Source organism: Paenibacillus sp. KACC 21273 (assembly GCF_028736095.1).
In the GTDB taxonomy this organism is placed as follows: Bacteria; Bacillota; Bacilli; order Paenibacillales; family Paenibacillaceae; genus Saccharibacillus; species Saccharibacillus kyungheensis.
In genome coordinates, this window is the sequence record NZ_CP117876.1 from 990,943 (window position 1) to 1,007,500 (window position 16,558).

The window sequence follows — 16,558 nt, forward strand, 5'->3', positions numbered from 1 at the left end:
TTCATTTTATTTATTTTTTACGTAAACGTCCTAATTCAGACACTAAAGCTTCTACTTCACTAATACTCAAGTTCGGCTTATTGATCACGATATCGTATACTTCTTGAATATCTTCGTATTGTTCGGTCGAAAAAGCAGAAGCTTGCATTGCTGCTCCGCTGGCCATCCGAAGTTTGGTTTTGATGCCTTCAATCATAAAAGCGATATTTTCTTGGGTAGGTTGAGACAGATCCATGAATGGGTTCTTCCTTTCTTCATTAAGCATTAGCTTATTTTTTGTATTGTATCATGGATAATGATGGGGAACCAATTATTTTGCGGTAACTTGTTGCATAAGGTAAAATGAGTATCGATAAGATACGCTATCGAATCGTACCTCAAGTACGTATATATGTTGATAAAAGGAGGGACATGGTTTTTATTATGATCAATCGTCGTTCCAGTCTGCTTCCTTATGATAATCAAGATCGTCGCAATGTAAATCAAGATGGACTGACTGATTTTTTTCGCGATATAAGAGCTACTCATGCTATAGATACATTAGCTTTTGTGTGTATTGGTACAGATCGTTCTACAGGAGATGCGTTAGGGCCTTTAACCGGTAGCGGGCTAGTCGCTTATGGACTGCCTCATGTTATAGGTACGATGGACTTTCCTTGTGATGCTCATAATCTTCATGAACGTATTCCCCAAATTGAAGATCATCTTCAAGTGATAGCTATTGATGCGTGTCTGGGTAGACATCATACTGTGGGGTTGTATAGTATAGGAGCAACTCCATTATTTCCTGCATTATCAGTAGGAGGACGTTTTCCCGGAGTAGGCAATTATAGTATCGCAGCGATTGTCAATGAAAATGGCCCCAAACCATATTGGACACTTCAGACCACTTCACTGCATACAGTGATGAATATGTCAAAAGATATTGTCCAAGCTGTTGTTCAAGGGCTAGGTATATTAAAATAAAAAGAATCAACGTTATTTCATTATTGATAGGAGATGAGGATATGAGTCAACCAACAGAACAGCAACCGATCAAATTACATTTTTCAGATACTGGTCAAGGAGAGCCGATTGTATTATTACATGGTTTTCTAGGAAGTTCAGCGTATTGGGATGAAGTAATTCCTCTTTTATCAAGACATTATCGTTGTATTGTGCCGGATCTGCGTGGACATGGTCATAGCCCTGTATCAACAGATCCTTATACGATAGAAGACATGGCGGCTGATGTGGTGAACGTATTAGATGAACTTGGTCTACAACAAGTGACTGTACTGGGGCACTCGATGGGTGGATATACTACATTAGCGTTGGTCGATCTATATCCTTCATATATTAAAGCGTGGGGACTTGTACATTCCACAGCATACGAAGATACAGAAGAAGCGAAGCAGAAGCGCTTGAATACCATTACACAGATTCGTACAACAGGTATTATCGACTTTGTCGATGGATTTGCTGAAGGGTTATTTGCTTCGCATTTAGTCTACAAATTACCTGAATCTGTATTAAAGGTAAAAGAGATCGGTTATATTACTTCTCCAGAAGGTGCATGTGGAGCAGCGGCGGCGATGCGAGAACGTCCTGAACGATTGCATATTATCCAAAACGCAAATGTTCCTGTATTATTAGTAGCCGGGGCAGATGATCCGATTGCTCCACCTGATCGAATGTTTATTGCAGATTCTACGAATATTACAACAGCAGTTATTCCAGATATTGCACATATGAGTATGATGGAAGCACCTGAACAATTGGTCAATATTATTCATGATTTTATGGAAAATCAACGAAAAGATTAATATTAAAGGCGGGATAGGAATGTTCAGAAATGATTACCTTATGGGTATGATTGAAGATATGGCATCGGTAATTTCGAAAGTATTCGGATTAAAGCAACAAAAGAAATTAACAGAAGCGCTCTGGGAATTGGATGATATGGTTCGCCAAAAGTTCCAGTTGAATAATGGATTGATTAACCGATTGCCAGCAGAAGAAGTAATAGAACTATTCCGTATCGGTTCAGTGGTTGAAGTCGATCGTCTGCAAGCATTAGCAAGATTGATGCGTGAAGAAGCAGATATTTACGAATTAAGTGAGCAAGAACAAGAAGCAGCCGTACGCCGAATTAAGTCTTTACATTTATTTTTATATTGTGCAGTTAATGATGCAGATCGGACAATGTTTGATTATCCAGAGCAGATCGATCAATTAACCGATGAATTAGCAGATTATGCGCTGCCAGCTGCGGTTGAGCATCTATTTGTCCAGTATGAAGAGCAAGAAGGCTACTACGATAATGCAGTAGATGCTTTGAAGCGTCTTACCGAGCTTGATCCTGCACAAGGTCATACAGAAGGTCAGGCGCTGTATCAACGTCTACTATTATTAAGCGATGAACAGTTAGAAGAAGGTGGCGTATCTCGTGCAGAGCTGACTACAGCACATGCCGAGCTTGAAGCCCAGTCAAATTAAGTTGAAAGACAGAAAGCGAGCTGTACACCATGGATTCACTGCAACGATTAATTACTCAATGTATCGAAGCTGGCGAGCTAATTACAGCAACTCTAAGCCAACTTCGTAAAAAAGATAATGATGCTTTTACCAAAGTCATCATCAAACCTGTCGAATTGAAAAAGCAACTTCATTACCAATTCGCATATCATTACAGCAACAAAGTGACTCATGATAATCTGTTACCAGCAGAAGCCATAACGACATTATTTGCATTATTGCAAGAAACGATGCGTCAAGGGCTTATCTGTACCAAAGAAGCGGATTATCAAGTGCTGATCAGCAAAAAGTATAAAGTATCTATTTTGACTAAAACACCAACCAAAACATCGACCGATCTTAATCATAATCGCAAAAAGCAATATATTCTTGAAGATGGCGAACCTGTTCCTTTTCTGATTGAACTAGGTATTATGAATGCAGACGGCAAAGTATTAGCTCGTAAATATGATAAGTTCCGCCAGATCAATCGCTTTTTGGAAATGGTACAAGATGTACTTCCTTCTTTACCGGTTAACAAAGAGTTAACGATTGTTGATTTTGGTTGTGGTAAATCATATCTTACATTTGCGCTCTATCATTATCTGAATATCCAACAACATCGTCCGCTAAATATTGTCGGTCTTGATCTCAAAGCAGATGTGATTGAACATTGTAGCCAATTAGCAGAAAAGCTTCATTATGATCAATTGAAGTTTTTAGTCGGTGATATTGCGGATTACAATGAGCTAGAACAAGTCGATATGGTAGTGACATTGCATGCTTGCGATACAGCAACAGATGCCGCGTTAGAAAAAGCAGTACGCTGGAACGCATCTGTTATTTTATCGGTTCCTTGCTGTCAGCATGAATTATTCAGCCAGATTCAGAACGATACTATGAGTCCACTGTTATCGCATGGTATTTTAAAAGAGCGTTTTTCTGCACTAGCTACCGATGCGATACGTGCCAAATTGCTTGATCTGTTAGGATACAAAACGCAATTGCTTGAATTTATAGACATGGAACATACACCCAAAAATATTTTGATTCGTGCTGTCAAAGCAGATACAGAGCAACCGGCGGAAATGTGGCAGGAATATACAGCATTTCGGGATATGATTCAAGCCAAGCCGTATCTTGAAAATGCATGCAAAGATCTGCTACAGCATTATCAAAAATCATTAGTATAATCTATATTTTATGGTATAATCCAAGCTGGATTCGTTGTTTAACAGCGAGTTCAGCTTTTTTCATGGGCAGAGGGGATTCAGTCACTCTGGTACATAGTGGAATGCCTTCTATGGGCTGTGCTAAAATAACAGAACATCGTGATAGCTGGCTTACTTGTACTGACATGGGAATACATAAATATGGGATACAGAGATACAGAACGATACACATCAAACAATGGGTTAAGGAGGATTGGTGGAAATTATATCTGATATTATTGCCCAATTATTGCATTGGGTTCAACAACTTGGGTATTTTGGAATTATGCTTGGATTGATGATCGAAGTCATTCCAAGTGAGATTGTACTGGCTTATGGAGGATATCTAGTCTCCACAGGAGCAATCAACTATTTTGGAGCTGTCTTTTTCGGAACAGTAGGGGGCGTTGTTGCTCAACTATTTATTTACTGGATAGGACGGTATGGCGGTAGACCTGTTTTAGAAAAGTACGGCAAATACATTTTGATCAAAAAAAGCCATATCGATCATGCCGAAGCATGGTTTGATAAATATGGTTCAGGTGTTATTTTTACAGCACGCTTTATTCCTGTTGTTCGTCATGCGATCTCGATTCCGGCAGGCATTTCTAGAATGTCACATATGCGCTTTATTTTATTGACTACCCTTGCAGTTATTCCATGGTCTGCGCTGTTTGTTTATCTAGGAATGGTACTTGGAAGTCAATGGGAACATATTGATGATATCGCTAGCAAATATACAGTACCATTGATTGTTGCAGCTATTGTGCTATTGGCAGCTTACTTTTTGGTTAAATGGAAGATGAAGAACAAAAAGAAGGGTGGCTAATCTTATGAACAAACCAAACTTAGCAGATAAATGGGAAAAAGGAATTTCTCCTCAGGAATTTATGGAGGGGATGACTCAAAATAAAGACGAATTTCATCATGGATACGAATTGTTTAATTGGACGGATTTAGATGATCATGAGTTTTTCAAATTGCTTGCTCATCGTGATGATTTGCGCTCATTAATTCTAGCAGCAGATTGGTGCGGAGATGTCGTTCGTAACGTTCCTGTCGTATTCCGTGCATTTGAAGAAGCAGAGATTCCAACCAAAATTCTGATTTTGGAAGATCATTTTGATACGATGGATGATTATTTAACAATGGGTGGTCGTTCTGTACCTGTCGTGATTATTACAGATACAGGTGGACATGTGCTTGCTCAGTGGGGACCTCGTCCAGAACACGTACAAGAATTAATGATCGCTTTCAAACAGGAAAATCCAGATCGTGAAGCACCAGACTATCAAGAAAAAATGGCTGTTGTCCGTAAAGGTATGGCTGAACGTTATGGTGAAGGTTCTGCTTCTCACGCTATGATTATTCGTGAATTGCGTGAAATTTTATCGGGGGTGTAATCCATTTTGTTCAAAATAGAAAGTTTTTCGTTAGGCCCTTTACAGACCAATGCGTATTTACTCATTGCTGAAAATAGTTCCGATGCGATAGTGATTGATCCAGGTATGAATCCAGGCGCGTTAGTTCGCCGCATCCAATCACTGAACCTCAACGTAGAAGCGATTTTGCTAACTCATGCTCACTTTGATCATATGGGCGGACTAGAAGAAGTGCGTACATTATGCAACTGCCCTGTATACCTGCATGATCTAGAAGCAGAGTGGTTAACCAATGCCAAATTAAACGGTTCTGCTAATTGGTCTCAAGTGACACCGCCAATTACAGCCGAACCTGCTGAATATGCTTTAGATGAAGGACAACAATTGAAGTTAATCGGTCATACCTTCACCGTATATCATACGCCAGGTCATTCACCGGGGAGTGTAAGCTTCCTTTGTGGTAAAGAACTATTTGCAGGTGATGTCTTATTCCGTATGGGTGTAGGTCGTACTGATCTTACAGGTGGTAGTGAACGCCAATTGATTGATTCTATTCGTACCAAGCTATATCGTTTGGCAGATGATGTGACGGTATATCCAGGTCATGGACCCAAAACGTCAATCGGTGCAGAGAAATCCAGTAATCCTTACGTTCCTGCTTAATTTGAAAGTACAATCTATTACAATCTTCGAAAAGAGTTCCAACACGCAAATCGAGATCATTTCTCTGGTTTGCGTGTTTTTTATTGAATAAGATTAATAATTGACCAGTAAATGACATGAATCGACTTTGGATATAGAAATAAACGTTATGCAAGTGTAATTAGCCTGATTTTTCGTAATAAAATTGGACATCGTTATTTTTTTTTAGTATGATACAGAAATAAAGTAGATAAAGCTAGGGGGAGTTACACGATGCTGCATTTAGGAGAAAAAATCGTAGTTGTCGCTGATACCTTTGAGCAAAGTCTGCCTGTAGGAGATTACGGATATGTTATTGCATATGACCGTAACCCTGATAATGCCTTCGATTATGTCATTCGTATTCCTAAGGTCAATCGTAATTTTTTTGTTCCTTCCGGTGATATTGAGCCAGAAGAACGGTTGCTCCGGCAGGAAGCTGAACGAGTCGGACGCGAGGCGCTAATCGATTATGCTCTAGCGACACATAATGAGAAATTATTTTATCATATTATGAATGGCGAAGAACTTCCATTTGTGGAAGAACCTTTGACGGATACTGTAGCGCAAGCAGATTTTGTAAAACAAATTAATTTGCGTGCTTGGATTTAAAGAGTCGGCTTGCCGGCTCTTTTTTATTATCTACAAATAACTAACGACTTATTATAGAACTTCAATTGAATTGTCACCTTATCTACCCTATAATTAAAAAAGTTATTTTCAGCGAGGGAGGAACCACAATTGAGTATTAATATCAATGATGTAGAGCATGTAGCCAAGCTAGCACGTTTGGATCTGAGCGAGCAGGAGAAAGAAATGTTTACTGCGCAGTTGAGTGCTATTTTGAAATATGCAGAAAAATTAAAAGAATTAGATACAGAAGAGGTAGAGCCGACTACTCATGTATTGCATTTAAGTAATGTAATGCGTGAAGATGAAGTTCACGAAAGTCTTCCGATTGAAAAAGTGTTGCGTAATGCACCAGACGATGAAGACGGACAATTCAAAGTACCTGCTGTACTGGAATAGACTATAGATCAACCACTGTGATCAACAGAATTGAAGGAGGAACCTGCATTGACTTTATTTGATTTGAGTCTGAATGAAATACATAATCGGCTTCATGCCAAAGACTTGGCAGTCACCGACCTTGTAGCTCAAGCATTCAAGACAATCGGTGAACAAGACGACAAAATACAAGCATACCTTACACTTAACGAAGAAGGCGCAACAGAGTCTGCCAAAGCACTAGATGAAAAGCTAGTGAGCGGAGAAGCGCGCGGATTACTGTTTGGACTTCCAGTAGGGGTTAAAGATAATATTGTGACAGAAGGGCTACGCACAACATGTGGTAGTCAATTTCTTAAAAATTACGATCCTATTTATAACGCAACCGTAGCGGACAAGCTTCGTCAAGCAGACGCTGTTACGATCGGCAAGCTAAATATGGATGAATTTGCTATGGGTGGTTCTAATGAGAACTCTAGCTTTGCACCTGTGCGCAATCCGTGGAACTTGGATTATGTTCCTGGAGGTTCAAGTGGTGGTTCAGCAGCAGCTGTAGCAGCAGGAGAAGCTTACTTTACGCTAGGATCAGATACAGGTGGATCAATTCGTCAGCCTGCTTCTTATTGTGGAGTTGTAGGATTGAAGCCCACTTACGGTCTTGTTTCTCGTTTTGGTATAGTTGCCTTTGCATCGTCGTTGGATCAGATAGGTCCTCTTACCAAAAATGTAGAAGATTCGGCTTATGTCTTACAAGCAATCGCTGGATATGATGCTAAAGATTCAACATCTGCAAAAGTGGATATTCCTGACTATGTAAGTGCATTGTCCGGTGAAATCAAAGGTCTCAAAATTGCAGTTCCTTCTGAATACATCGGTGAAGGTGTCGATGCAGAAGTGAAGCAATCGATTATGGATGCTTTGGCTGTATTAGAAGGATTGGGTGCAGAGTGGGAAGAAGTATCTTTACCACATACTGAATATGCAGTAGCCACATATTATCTGCTTGCTTCTTCTGAAGCTTCTTCCAACCTAGCACGCTTTGATGGCGTACGTTATGGTGTACGTGCAGAGAATCCTGGCAATCTATTAGAGTTGTATCATCAATCGCGTAGTGAAGGATTCGGAGATGAAGTAAAACGTCGTATTATGCTTGGAACATATGCGTTAAGTTCTGGTTATTATGATGCTTATTATTTAAAAGCACAAAAAGTACGTACATTGATCAAACGTGATTTTGATAATGTATTTGAAAAATATGATGTTATTATTGGACCTACTGCGCCGACAACAGCTTTTAAGTTAGGTTCGCAATTAGATGATCCATTAACAATGTATCTTAATGATATTTTGACGATTCCTGTAAGTCTTGCAGGTGTTCCAGCAATCAGTGTTCCTTGTGGATTTGCTTCTGGATTACCTGTAGGGATGCAAATTATCGGCAAAGCCTTCGACGAACAGACGGTTTTGCGCGTGGCACACGCTTTTGAACAAAATACCAATCATCAACAACGGCCGCAGCTCTAAAACCGTATGAAGAAGGAGGAACCTATCAGTATGTCCAAATACGAAACAGTAATCGGACTGGAAGTTCACGTTGAACTACATACCAAGTCCAAAATCTTTTGTGGCTGTTCTACAGCATTCGGTGCACCTGCCAATACACATACTTGCCCTGTTTGTCTCGGTCATCCAGGTGTATTGCCTGTACTAAATCGTCAAGCTGTTGATTACGCAATGAAAGCAGCAATGGCGATTAACTGTAAAATAGGCGATGTTAGTAAGTTTGATCGCAAAAACTATTTCTATCCTGATTCTCCCAAAGCGTATCAGATTTCTCAATTTGACCAACCAATCGGCGAACATGGTTGGGTTGATATTGAAGTGAATGGTACAACCAAGCGTATCGGGATTACACGTCTGCATTTAGAAGAAGATGCAGGTAAATTAACACATACATCCGGTGGATATGACTCTTTGGTTGATTTTAACCGTGTCGGTACACCTCTTATTGAAATTGTATCGGAGCCTGATATTTCTTCACCAGAAGAAGCACGTGCTTATTTAGAAAAGATTCGTGCGATTATGCAGTATTGCGATGTATCTGATGTGAAAATGGAAGAAGGATCACTTCGTTGTGATGCGAATATCAGTCTGCGCCCGGCAGGTCAAAAACAATTTGGTACTCGTGCTGAACTTAAAAATATGAACTCTTTCCGTGGTGTACAAAAAGGATTAGAGTATGAAGAATATCGTCAAGCTGAGATTTTGGATGATGGCGACAAAGTGATTCAAGAAACACGTCGCTGGGATGAAGCACAAGGCAAAACATTATCGATGCGTGGCAAAGAAGAATCGCACGATTATCGTTACTTCCCTGATCCAGATCTAGTGACATTGCATATCGATCAAGCATGGAAAGATCGTATTCAAGCTTCTATTCCTGAATTGCCTGATGCACGTAAAGCTCGTTACACTTCAGAATACGGATTGCCTGAATATGATGCAGGTGTTATCACCTCTTCCAAACCTTTAGCTGATCTATTTGAAGATAGCTTGACGTATACCAGTGATGCCAAATCGGTAGCGAACTGGATGCAAGGGGAATTGCTAGGTTATTTGAACGCAAATAGTCTTGAATTGGCCTCTGTTCCTTTAACAGGACAAGCACTAGGTGAATTGATTGGACTGATCGAAAAAGGAACCATCAGTAATAAAATTGCCAAAACCGTATTTAAAGAAATGCTACAGTCTGGCAAATTACCGCAACAAATTGTAGAAGAGCAAGGATTAACTCAGATTAGTGATGAAGGTGCAATCAAAGGTATTGTTGAAGCAGTTATCGCTGCGAATCCGCAGTCTGTTGAAGATTACCAAGCAGGCAAAGACAAAGCGATTGGCTTTTTAGTTGGACAAGTCATGAAGCAAAGTAAAGGCAAAGCGAATCCAGGTATGGTTAACAAACTATTGGCTGAATTATTGCCTCGCTAATCTGGCATCATCCCGGAATGATAAAGGAATATAGGGGCATGCCATATGGCATGTCTCTTTTATTATTCTTTTTTTTGCTTTTGAATACATTATATCTGGCGATCAAGGAGTGATCTTGTGATTCAAAAGTGTGTATTAGAAGATGACAATACCGTTCAACAAATATGGGCGTTACAACATATTGCTTATCGATTAGAAGCTGAATTGATCGGGTTCAAAGAACTTCCCCCATTAATGGATACGGTGGAAAGTATTCGTCGTTCTGGTGAAACGTTTTATGCGTATGTGAATGAGTACGAAGAAATTCAAGGTGTTATTTCTATAGAACAAGAAGAACATGATACATTAACAATCGCTCGAATGATGGTGCATCCGACTGCTTTTCGGCAAGGGATTGCAAGTCAATTGATTGAACATGTGTTTGCACAATATCCTAATGTTCCTTTATATATTGTATCGACAGGGAAGTTAAATCAACCTGCTGTCGCTTTATATGAAAAGTATGGATTTCGCCCGGTAGAGACATTTGAAGTAGCACCAGGTGTGAAATTAACAACATTTCATCGGTTAAATCCTGCTCTTTCTCAAGTAAGGGAGGACTCAGTTGACTAATGTCTGATCCCTGGTATATTACCAATGTTCATATTTTACTTCGTTTAGTTGCATCTATGCTGATGGGCGGATTGATCGGTTGGGAACGAGAGCGTTCTAGCCATGCAGCAGGACTTCGAACACATATTTTAGTATGTGTAGGTTCTACTTTGATTATGATGCTCTCAGTCTATGGATTTGCTGAATTTGTCAAAGAACCGAATGTAAGACTTGATCCGGCTCGCTTGGCTACAGCGGTTATTTCAGGTATCGGATTTTTGGGTGCAGGTACGATTTTATTTACAGGTAAAGCGATCACTGGTCTGACTACAGCCGCTTCACTTTGGGTAGTAGCTGCGATTGGTTTGGCGATTGGAGCTGGTTTTTATTTTGCAGCTTTTGTCTGTACATTGATCGTTCTTTTGAATTTGTGGGTACTTAATATCGTAGAACAACGTTATATTCGTCGCAGCAAAGATCATCAGATTACGATTGAAGGCATAGCAGGGACATTAACATTAGATAAAATCTCTCGCTTTATGGATAGCGAACATATCCAGATCAGAAAAGTCACTTATGTTAAAGAACGAGGCGGGATCAGTATGACATCTGATTTGTTAGTTACTGAACTTCGTTTGAGCGTAGTGATCAAGCACGAATACGATTCATTAGAATTGATAGGCAGTATTCAGAAGATTGAGGGAGTCACCGCAGTTGCTATTGAGTAAAAGCAAAGAAGAAGGAGGCATGATCAACAGTGAAGAAATCCCCTGCCAAGCTACCTCTCAAACGTAAATTTATCGCTGTTCTTATCGCTGCTATTCTTCCTGGATTTGGTCATATGTATCTAGGATTGGCGCAAAGGGGAATACAGTTTATTGCTGTTTTACTGCTTGATATTGCTGCCCTTTTTTATTTCACATCAAAAGGCATTCAGATCAACGTACCTCTTTTAATATTGTTAGCATTAATGATTCCTGTTATTTATTTTTATAATGTATATGATGTTTTGCAATCAACAGATTGGATTAACGATCATATAAAAGCATTGATTCCCAAGTACAAGCGCCGCAAGTCATTTGCAGGTGTACGTGGCATTTCATTCGGTTTAGTATTGATGGCTGAAGGATTATTAATCTGTATGTTTTTAGTACGACCGTATTGGCTACGCAATATCGTAAGCTTTTGGGGCGGTTATATTATCGCCGTCGTTTGTATAGTTATTGGAGTAGGACTGCTTGCTTTTCAAATAGTACGTATCTATCGTACGATTCAGAAACACAAATCTTCTGCTACATCTCAAGCGGTAGGAGGTGCTAGCAATGACCGGTAGAATTAGAGTAGGACGAATTACAGCTTCCCTGTTATGGATAGCATTGGGTATATTAATCTGGATAGATCAATGGAGCGGTGGTAGCCAATTAATGATCCTTCTCCAATGGTGGCCGCTTATTTTCGTGTGCTGGGGTTTGGAATACATTGTCTTTTATATGCTTTCCCGGCGTAACCGTATGAGATTTCGTTTAGATATCAAAGGAATACTGACAGCTGTGATTGCGACTGCGGCTATTTTTTTCGTGACCGAGCAGAATCAGTATTTATATTTATGGAGCAAAGTAAGCCTGGATTTAACCGCCGCTTCTTCTGAATTTAGCGAAGCATCTGGCAACCGAATAGAACTAACGCCGGTTGAGATTCCGGTAGATAAAGATACGGACGAATTAACAGTAGAAGGCATCAACGGAGATTTAATCGTTCATCGCGGAGATGTCGAAAAAATCGAAGTTCGCCCTGTTGTCTGGATCGATGAGATCAAAGCAGATGAAGCACAGAAAATTGCAGATGCTACAAGTATCGAAGTTTCAGAAGGCGATGAGATTTCAATTCGTCCACAGACCCAGACGTATGGGGAATCGAACAATCGCCAACCACGAATCAATATGGAGATTACATTACCTGAAAAAAGTCGGCTAGATATCAATGTGCAGACAACCAACGGTAAAGTCACTATGACCAATATTGAAGCATTACGCAATATTGCTGTACGTTCAGGAAATGGTAGTCTAATTATGCGTAACCTTGTAGGGGATATCAAAGCTCAGACGGTTAATGGAAATATGGACATTTCGTCTATTTTAGGTAATGTCGAAGCAGATACGAAGCAAGGCACATATAAAGCTAGCGATATTAGCGGCGCTGCCAAATTGTATACCCAAGTAGGTGATGTTTCATTAATCGGTGGACTTGGTGATATTGATGTCAACACAAGAAATGGTGATGTTATGGTGGATGAAGCCAATTTTGCAGTCAAAGCTGAATCGTTAAATGGAAATATAGAGATTCGTTCTGTCAGTATTGGCGGAGATTGGTCGGTATATAGCGCTGTTGGTGTCATTCATCTGTATTTACCACCTACAGGCGATTACAAAGTTTCCGGATCTAATAGTTATGGAACGATCAATACAGATTTACCGTTAAAAGTTGAAAAAAGAACAATCACAGGTGAATTTGGTACAGCAGATCATTCGATTCAGGTAGATGGTAATGGTGATTTGAATATTATGCGTAATAGTGATGTAATGATCAAAGATAATGACGATCAGACGATAGATCCATCCAATGCTGAAGAGACTGATTCTTCCACCAATTCGAAATCTTCTAGCAATATACCAAAAAGCAATACAACCAACACAGATGAAGCGGTCACAGAGTCCACCTCAGCCAACTAAAAGAGGTCGCGTTGACAATCCTCTTCATCTAACCGTACAATTAAAGCTGACGAATGTCTGCCTTGTCTGGTCACTTTCTTCTTTTATTAGTTCTTACCGGACATACAGTTTTTTTCGGAAAGTTCAATAAGGCGGTGAATAAGATGACGACAAGTGTTCAACACGCATTAGAACAACTCAAAGTCAGTGGCGTACGGATTACACCTCAACGTCATGCGATTTTAAGTTATTTATTAGAATCAATGGAACATCCAACAGCAGATGAAATTTATCGTTCGTTAGAACCTCAGTTTCCAAGTATGAGTGTAGCTACGGTATATAATAATTTGAAAATGTTTATTGAAGCAGGCATGGTGCACGAATTAACGTACGGTGATAATTCCAGTCGGTTCGATGCGAATATTACAGATCATTATCATGTCATTTGTCAGCAATGTGGCAAAATCGAAGATTTTAGTTATCCTTCTTTAGAAGCAGTAGAACAACAAGCAGCCAGGCATACAGGATTTCAGATTTCTGGGCATCGGATGGAGCTCTATGGAACTTGCGCACATTGCAGAGGCTTGAATCAACAGTAATTTCCAAAGCGCGAGAAACCGTATGGTTTTTCTCGCTTTTTTTATTAGATGTGCAACTAGCAGGGTAAAAGTAGAAAAGAACAGCATGAGTTTGAATCACGCAGCACAAGGAGGATACTTTGAATAGAAAAGAACGAGCACGTCTACGCAAATCAAACAAACGTCGTTGGTGGATACTAGGGTTTGCTGCTTTTTTAGTTGTAGGTTGGATGATATTTGAGATTTTCCCTAACCCTTTACATAAAGACCCAGATTGGAAAGGCCTAACCAAGCCTATTTTTATCAAAGGAGAGATCCTTCCTTATTCCGCAATAGGTACAGGAGATTCTTTACAGTTACCTCTGCCTGTTTTGCAAGAACAGATAGATCCCAAGATTCGCTATGAAGAAGCAACGCAATCAGTCATTTTAACAACAGATCGTAATCTAGTGCAATTACAAAGTGGAAGTAAAGATGCACAACTGAATATGAAATCAGTACAACTTCGATTTGCTCCTCAACAAGAAGGAGACATTTTGTACGTACCGCTAGCTCCACTCAAAGAAACGTATGGCATTAATGTATATGAAGATCCGACTACCGGTGCTGTGATTTTGTTAAAAGCAGGCGAAAAAGTTCAATACGCTCACACAGTTACAGGAGGATCAGACCAGACAGTAGCATTGCGAGCAGAAGCAGATATTCATTCTCGTATTTACAAAGACGTTCCTGATAACGCACGTTTACGTATTTGGGAGACTGGAGAAGGGTGGTATACCGTTCAGTTAGATAATGGGTATGTTGGTTATATGCAGAGCGATAACGTTGTTCTGGATGATTTAGAGACGGTATCAGTGCCACAGATGCCCGATAGTCGAGTCAATAGAGACTGGGCTGGTAAAAAAGTGAATCTAACATGGGAAGCAGTATATGAACGTCAACCTGATACTACAAAGATTGGCGAGTTACCAGGAGTTAATGTCGTCAGTCCGACATGGTTCGAAATTGTTGATAATACAGGAAATGTACGCAGTAAAGCCGATATGCATTATGTAAATTGGGCACACAACCGCAACAAAGAAGTATGGGGATTGATCACTAACAATTTTGATGCTGATATGACAACAAGAGCACTATCAACGTATGAGAATAGAAGTCGTGTTATATCACAACTATTAGAATATGCTAATCTGTACCAACTAGACGGGATCAATATTGATTTTGAAAGTGTCCATACCAAAGACGGTCCTAATGTAACTCAATTTGTACGCGAACTACGACCACTTGCTCTTCAAAAAGACCTGGTACTTTCAATGGATGTAACACCAAAGTCCAATAGTGAGCTATGGTCGAAATTTTTAGATCGTGAAGCATTGGCTCCTTCGTTAGATTATATGATGCTCATGGCGTACGATGAACACTGGGCAGCAAGCCCCAAATCTGGTTCAGTAGCTTCATTACCGTGGGTAGAAAAAGCAGTAAATCGTGTTCTGGAAGAAGATGAAGTGCCAGCTAACAAATTGATTCTGGGTGTTCCTTTATATGCGCGTGTATGGACAGAGAAGACTGAAGATGGCCAAACAAAAGTCTCATCCAAAGCATTAGGCATGAACGGCATTGCAGAATTAATCAAAGAAAAGAAATTATCACCGAAGTTAGACTCTAGCACAGGACAGAATTATGTAGAGTATCAACAAGACGGAGCACTCAAGCGAATTTGGATCGAGGATGAAGCGTCACTTCAAGCAAGAGTAGAACTTGCTCAAAAGCTTAATCTAGGTGGAGTCGCTTCATGGACACGTAGCTTAGGTGATGATCGCGCATGGAGTACATTATCCAAGATAGAGCAATAAATCATGGTGAATCAATAAGACTTCATCACCAATAAAGTAATCTTCTTTTATAAGGCTAGAGCATCTATAGAGTATTCATCTATAGGCGTTCTAGCCTTTTTTATAGAAATACTCACATTTCAAGCAGGAAAGGGATTCCAAATTGTAGAAATAAGTTCTATAGCGATAAAAACAATGAGTCAACTTTCAACCAAATGAAGGAGGACAACGTGGAATTAACTAATCTTTCTTTTCTACATGCACATTCCAATAACCATAAGATTATCGGGGCGGTTGCATCGAAAGGCCAAAACCAGCAATTCAATGGTTCACTTTTACATGATTTTGAAGTTCTTATTATTGTAGTATGCAGTTATCATGAGCAGGTAGAAGTTATCGAACATCGTATTGATGGATCAAATACACATGTACAAGTGATCTATGTCGATCAAGACATTCTAGAACAATGTATGATCACTGGAGATAACCGTATTATGATCGAACATTTCCTCAAAGGCGAATTGCTCTGGGATACCAATGAACAAGTAGATCATTTAAGAAAACAATTTATACACTTTTCCAGCCCTTTGCGTGAGCGTCGTATATTTTTAGAATTTACACAATTTCTAACACAATACGTAGAAGCCAAGCACCATATGAAACAGAATCAAGTCATGGATGCTTATAATAGTATTTTTCAAGCATTACAACACTGGGCAAGAATTGATCTATCTGAAAAAGGAATCTATCCTGAATCAGCAGTATGGGAACAAGTAAGGACATGCAAGCTAGACGTTTACAAATTATATGAACAACTAGCATTCAGTACAGAGACGATGGAGCAGCGAGTAGAGTTAGTATTACTAGCATGCGAATTTTCAGTCATGTCCAAAATGAGAGAATGTTCATCTATACTATTCCAAGTGCTTCGCAGCCGTAAGCAACCATGGAGCGTCAAAGAACTATTACAGCATCCTGACCTATCTCATGTAGGTAATATGCTACCTATGGTTATTCGCAAACTTGTATTTCGGTCATTGATCAATGAAGTCGTATCATGGAGACCAGAACAAGCAGGTGGAG

The 16,558-nt window shown here is 39.7% G+C and carries 19 protein-coding genes (1 of these 19 cut by a window edge); 18 read left to right on the forward strand and 1 reads right to left on the reverse strand.

The window, feature by feature from the left end:
• Positions 1-10 precede the first annotated feature (10 nt).
• A complete protein-coding gene (locus PQ460_RS04520; protein ID WP_204827128.1) occupies positions 11-235 on the reverse strand; it encodes a DUF1128 domain-containing protein in 225 nt (74 codons plus the stop codon).
• Positions 236-411: 176 nt separating this feature from the next.
• Between PQ460_RS04520 and yyaC the strand changes: the two genes are divergently transcribed.
• The 18 genes from yyaC to PQ460_RS04610 form a co-directional block, all read left to right on the forward strand.
• Positions 412-966 carry a spore protease YyaC gene (gene yyaC / locus PQ460_RS04525; RefSeq protein WP_443147191.1) on the forward strand — a complete coding sequence of 185 codons (555 nt, stop codon included), beginning with the start codon at positions 412-414 and terminating at the stop codon, positions 964-966.
• 41 nt (positions 967-1,007) lie between these two features.
• Positions 1,008-1,805, forward strand: coding sequence for an alpha/beta fold hydrolase (locus PQ460_RS04530; RefSeq protein WP_274171894.1), 798 nt, complete (start codon positions 1,008-1,010; stop codon positions 1,803-1,805).
• Between the two features lie 19 nt (positions 1,806-1,824).
• Positions 1,825-2,478, forward strand: coding sequence for a DUF6483 family protein (locus PQ460_RS04535; protein WP_273613564.1), 654 nt, complete (start codon positions 1,825-1,827; stop codon positions 2,476-2,478).
• Between the two features lie 29 nt (positions 2,479-2,507).
• Entirely contained in the window at positions 2,508-3,689 is a 1,182-nt protein-coding gene (locus PQ460_RS04540) for a class I SAM-dependent methyltransferase (RefSeq protein ID WP_274171895.1), read from the forward strand.
• A gap of 235 nt (positions 3,690-3,924) precedes the next feature.
• Positions 3,925-4,536, forward strand: a complete 612-nt coding sequence (locus tag PQ460_RS04545) for an undecaprenyl phosphate transporter UptA (RefSeq protein WP_273613562.1) — start codon at positions 3,925-3,927, stop codon at positions 4,534-4,536.
• A 4-nt stretch (positions 4,537-4,540) separates the two neighbouring features.
• Positions 4,541-5,110 (forward strand): thioredoxin family protein, encoded by a 570-nt coding sequence (locus PQ460_RS04550; RefSeq protein ID WP_273613561.1) that lies wholly within the window; start codon positions 4,541-4,543, stop codon positions 5,108-5,110.
• A gap of 6 nt (positions 5,111-5,116) precedes the next feature.
• Complete coding sequence (locus PQ460_RS04555) at positions 5,117-5,752, forward strand: MBL fold metallo-hydrolase (protein ID WP_373461988.1); 636 nt, start codon at positions 5,117-5,119, stop codon at positions 5,750-5,752.
• A gap of 252 nt (positions 5,753-6,004) precedes the next feature.
• Positions 6,005-6,382, forward strand: a complete 378-nt coding sequence (locus tag PQ460_RS04560) for an ATPase (RefSeq protein ID WP_273613560.1) — start codon at positions 6,005-6,007, stop codon at positions 6,380-6,382.
• A 129-nt stretch (positions 6,383-6,511) separates the two neighbouring features.
• Positions 6,512-6,799, forward strand: coding sequence for an Asp-tRNA(Asn)/Glu-tRNA(Gln) amidotransferase subunit GatC (gatC, locus tag PQ460_RS04565; RefSeq protein WP_273613559.1), 288 nt, complete (start codon positions 6,512-6,514; stop codon positions 6,797-6,799).
• Between the two features lie 48 nt (positions 6,800-6,847).
• Entirely contained in the window at positions 6,848-8,302 is a 1,455-nt protein-coding gene (gene gatA, locus PQ460_RS04570) for an Asp-tRNA(Asn)/Glu-tRNA(Gln) amidotransferase subunit GatA (RefSeq protein ID WP_274171896.1), read from the forward strand.
• A gap of 30 nt (positions 8,303-8,332) precedes the next feature.
• A complete protein-coding gene (gatB, locus tag PQ460_RS04575; RefSeq protein ID WP_274171897.1) occupies positions 8,333-9,766 on the forward strand; it encodes an Asp-tRNA(Asn)/Glu-tRNA(Gln) amidotransferase subunit GatB in 1,434 nt (477 codons plus the stop codon).
• Between the two features lie 117 nt (positions 9,767-9,883).
• On the forward strand, positions 9,884-10,378 hold the full coding sequence (locus tag PQ460_RS04580) for a GNAT family N-acetyltransferase (RefSeq protein ID WP_274171898.1): 495 nt from the start codon (positions 9,884-9,886) through the stop codon (positions 10,376-10,378).
• Positions 10,378-11,085: an MgtC/SapB family protein gene (locus PQ460_RS04585; protein WP_273613555.1), complete on the forward strand. Its 708-nt coding sequence runs from the start codon at positions 10,378-10,380 to the stop codon at positions 11,083-11,085. The genes PQ460_RS04580 and PQ460_RS04585 overlap by 1 nt, the downstream gene beginning before the upstream one ends.
• Positions 11,086-11,114: 29 nt before the next feature.
• Positions 11,115-11,690 carry a hypothetical protein gene (locus PQ460_RS04590; RefSeq protein WP_274171899.1) on the forward strand — a complete coding sequence of 192 codons (576 nt, stop codon included), beginning with the start codon at positions 11,115-11,117 and terminating at the stop codon, positions 11,688-11,690.
• Positions 11,680-13,086, forward strand: coding sequence for a DUF4097 family beta strand repeat-containing protein (locus tag PQ460_RS04595; protein WP_274171900.1), 1,407 nt, complete (start codon positions 11,680-11,682; stop codon positions 13,084-13,086). The genes PQ460_RS04590 and PQ460_RS04595 overlap by 11 nt, the downstream gene beginning before the upstream one ends.
• Positions 13,087-13,229: 143 nt before the next feature.
• Positions 13,230-13,664, forward strand: a complete 435-nt coding sequence (perR, locus tag PQ460_RS04600; protein ID WP_204827141.1) for a peroxide-responsive transcriptional repressor PerR — start codon at positions 13,230-13,232, stop codon at positions 13,662-13,664.
• Positions 13,665-13,873: 209 nt separating this feature from the next.
• A complete protein-coding gene (locus tag PQ460_RS04605; protein ID WP_443147205.1) occupies positions 13,874-15,496 on the forward strand; it encodes a glycosyl hydrolase family 18 protein in 1,623 nt (540 codons plus the stop codon).
• 209 nt (positions 15,497-15,705) lie between these two features.
• Positions 15,706-16,558: the 5' portion of a nucleotidyltransferase-like protein gene (locus PQ460_RS04610; RefSeq protein WP_273613551.1), read on the forward strand. 32 nt of this gene lie beyond the right edge of the window; the window shows 853 of its 885 coding nt (coding positions 1-853); it begins with the start codon at positions 15,706-15,708; its stop codon lies beyond the right edge, outside the window.

Excerpts from the sequence above, each read along its gene's own strand:
- PQ460_RS04595 (WP_274171900.1), top strand. The coding sequence starts at position 11,680 with ATGACCGGTAGAATTAGAGTAGGACGAATTACAGCTTCCCTGTTATGG.
- PQ460_RS04550 (WP_273613561.1), top strand. The coding sequence starts at position 4,541 with ATGAACAAACCAAACTTAGCAGATAAATGGGAAAAAGGAATTTCTCCT.
- PQ460_RS04520 (WP_204827128.1), bottom strand. The coding sequence starts at position 235 with ATGGATCTGTCTCAACCTACCCAAGAAAATATCGCTTTTATGATTGAA.
- PQ460_RS04540 (WP_274171895.1), top strand. The coding sequence starts at position 2,508 with ATGGATTCACTGCAACGATTAATTACTCAATGTATCGAAGCTGGCGAG.
- PQ460_RS04605 (WP_443147205.1), top strand. The coding sequence starts at position 13,874 with ATGATATTTGAGATTTTCCCTAACCCTTTACATAAAGACCCAGATTGG.
- PQ460_RS04535 (WP_273613564.1), top strand. The coding sequence starts at position 1,825 with ATGTTCAGAAATGATTACCTTATGGGTATGATTGAAGATATGGCATCG.
- gatB (WP_274171897.1), top strand. The coding sequence starts at position 8,333 with ATGTCCAAATACGAAACAGTAATCGGACTGGAAGTTCACGTTGAACTA.
- yyaC (WP_443147191.1), top strand. The coding sequence starts at position 412 with ATGGTTTTTATTATGATCAATCGTCGTTCCAGTCTGCTTCCTTATGAT.
- PQ460_RS04530 (WP_274171894.1), top strand. The coding sequence starts at position 1,008 with ATGAGTCAACCAACAGAACAGCAACCGATCAAATTACATTTTTCAGAT.
- perR (WP_204827141.1), top strand. The coding sequence starts at position 13,230 with ATGACGACAAGTGTTCAACACGCATTAGAACAACTCAAAGTCAGTGGC.
- PQ460_RS04560 (WP_273613560.1), top strand. The coding sequence starts at position 6,005 with ATGCTGCATTTAGGAGAAAAAATCGTAGTTGTCGCTGATACCTTTGAG.
- PQ460_RS04585 (WP_273613555.1), top strand. The coding sequence starts at position 10,378 with ATGTCTGATCCCTGGTATATTACCAATGTTCATATTTTACTTCGTTTA.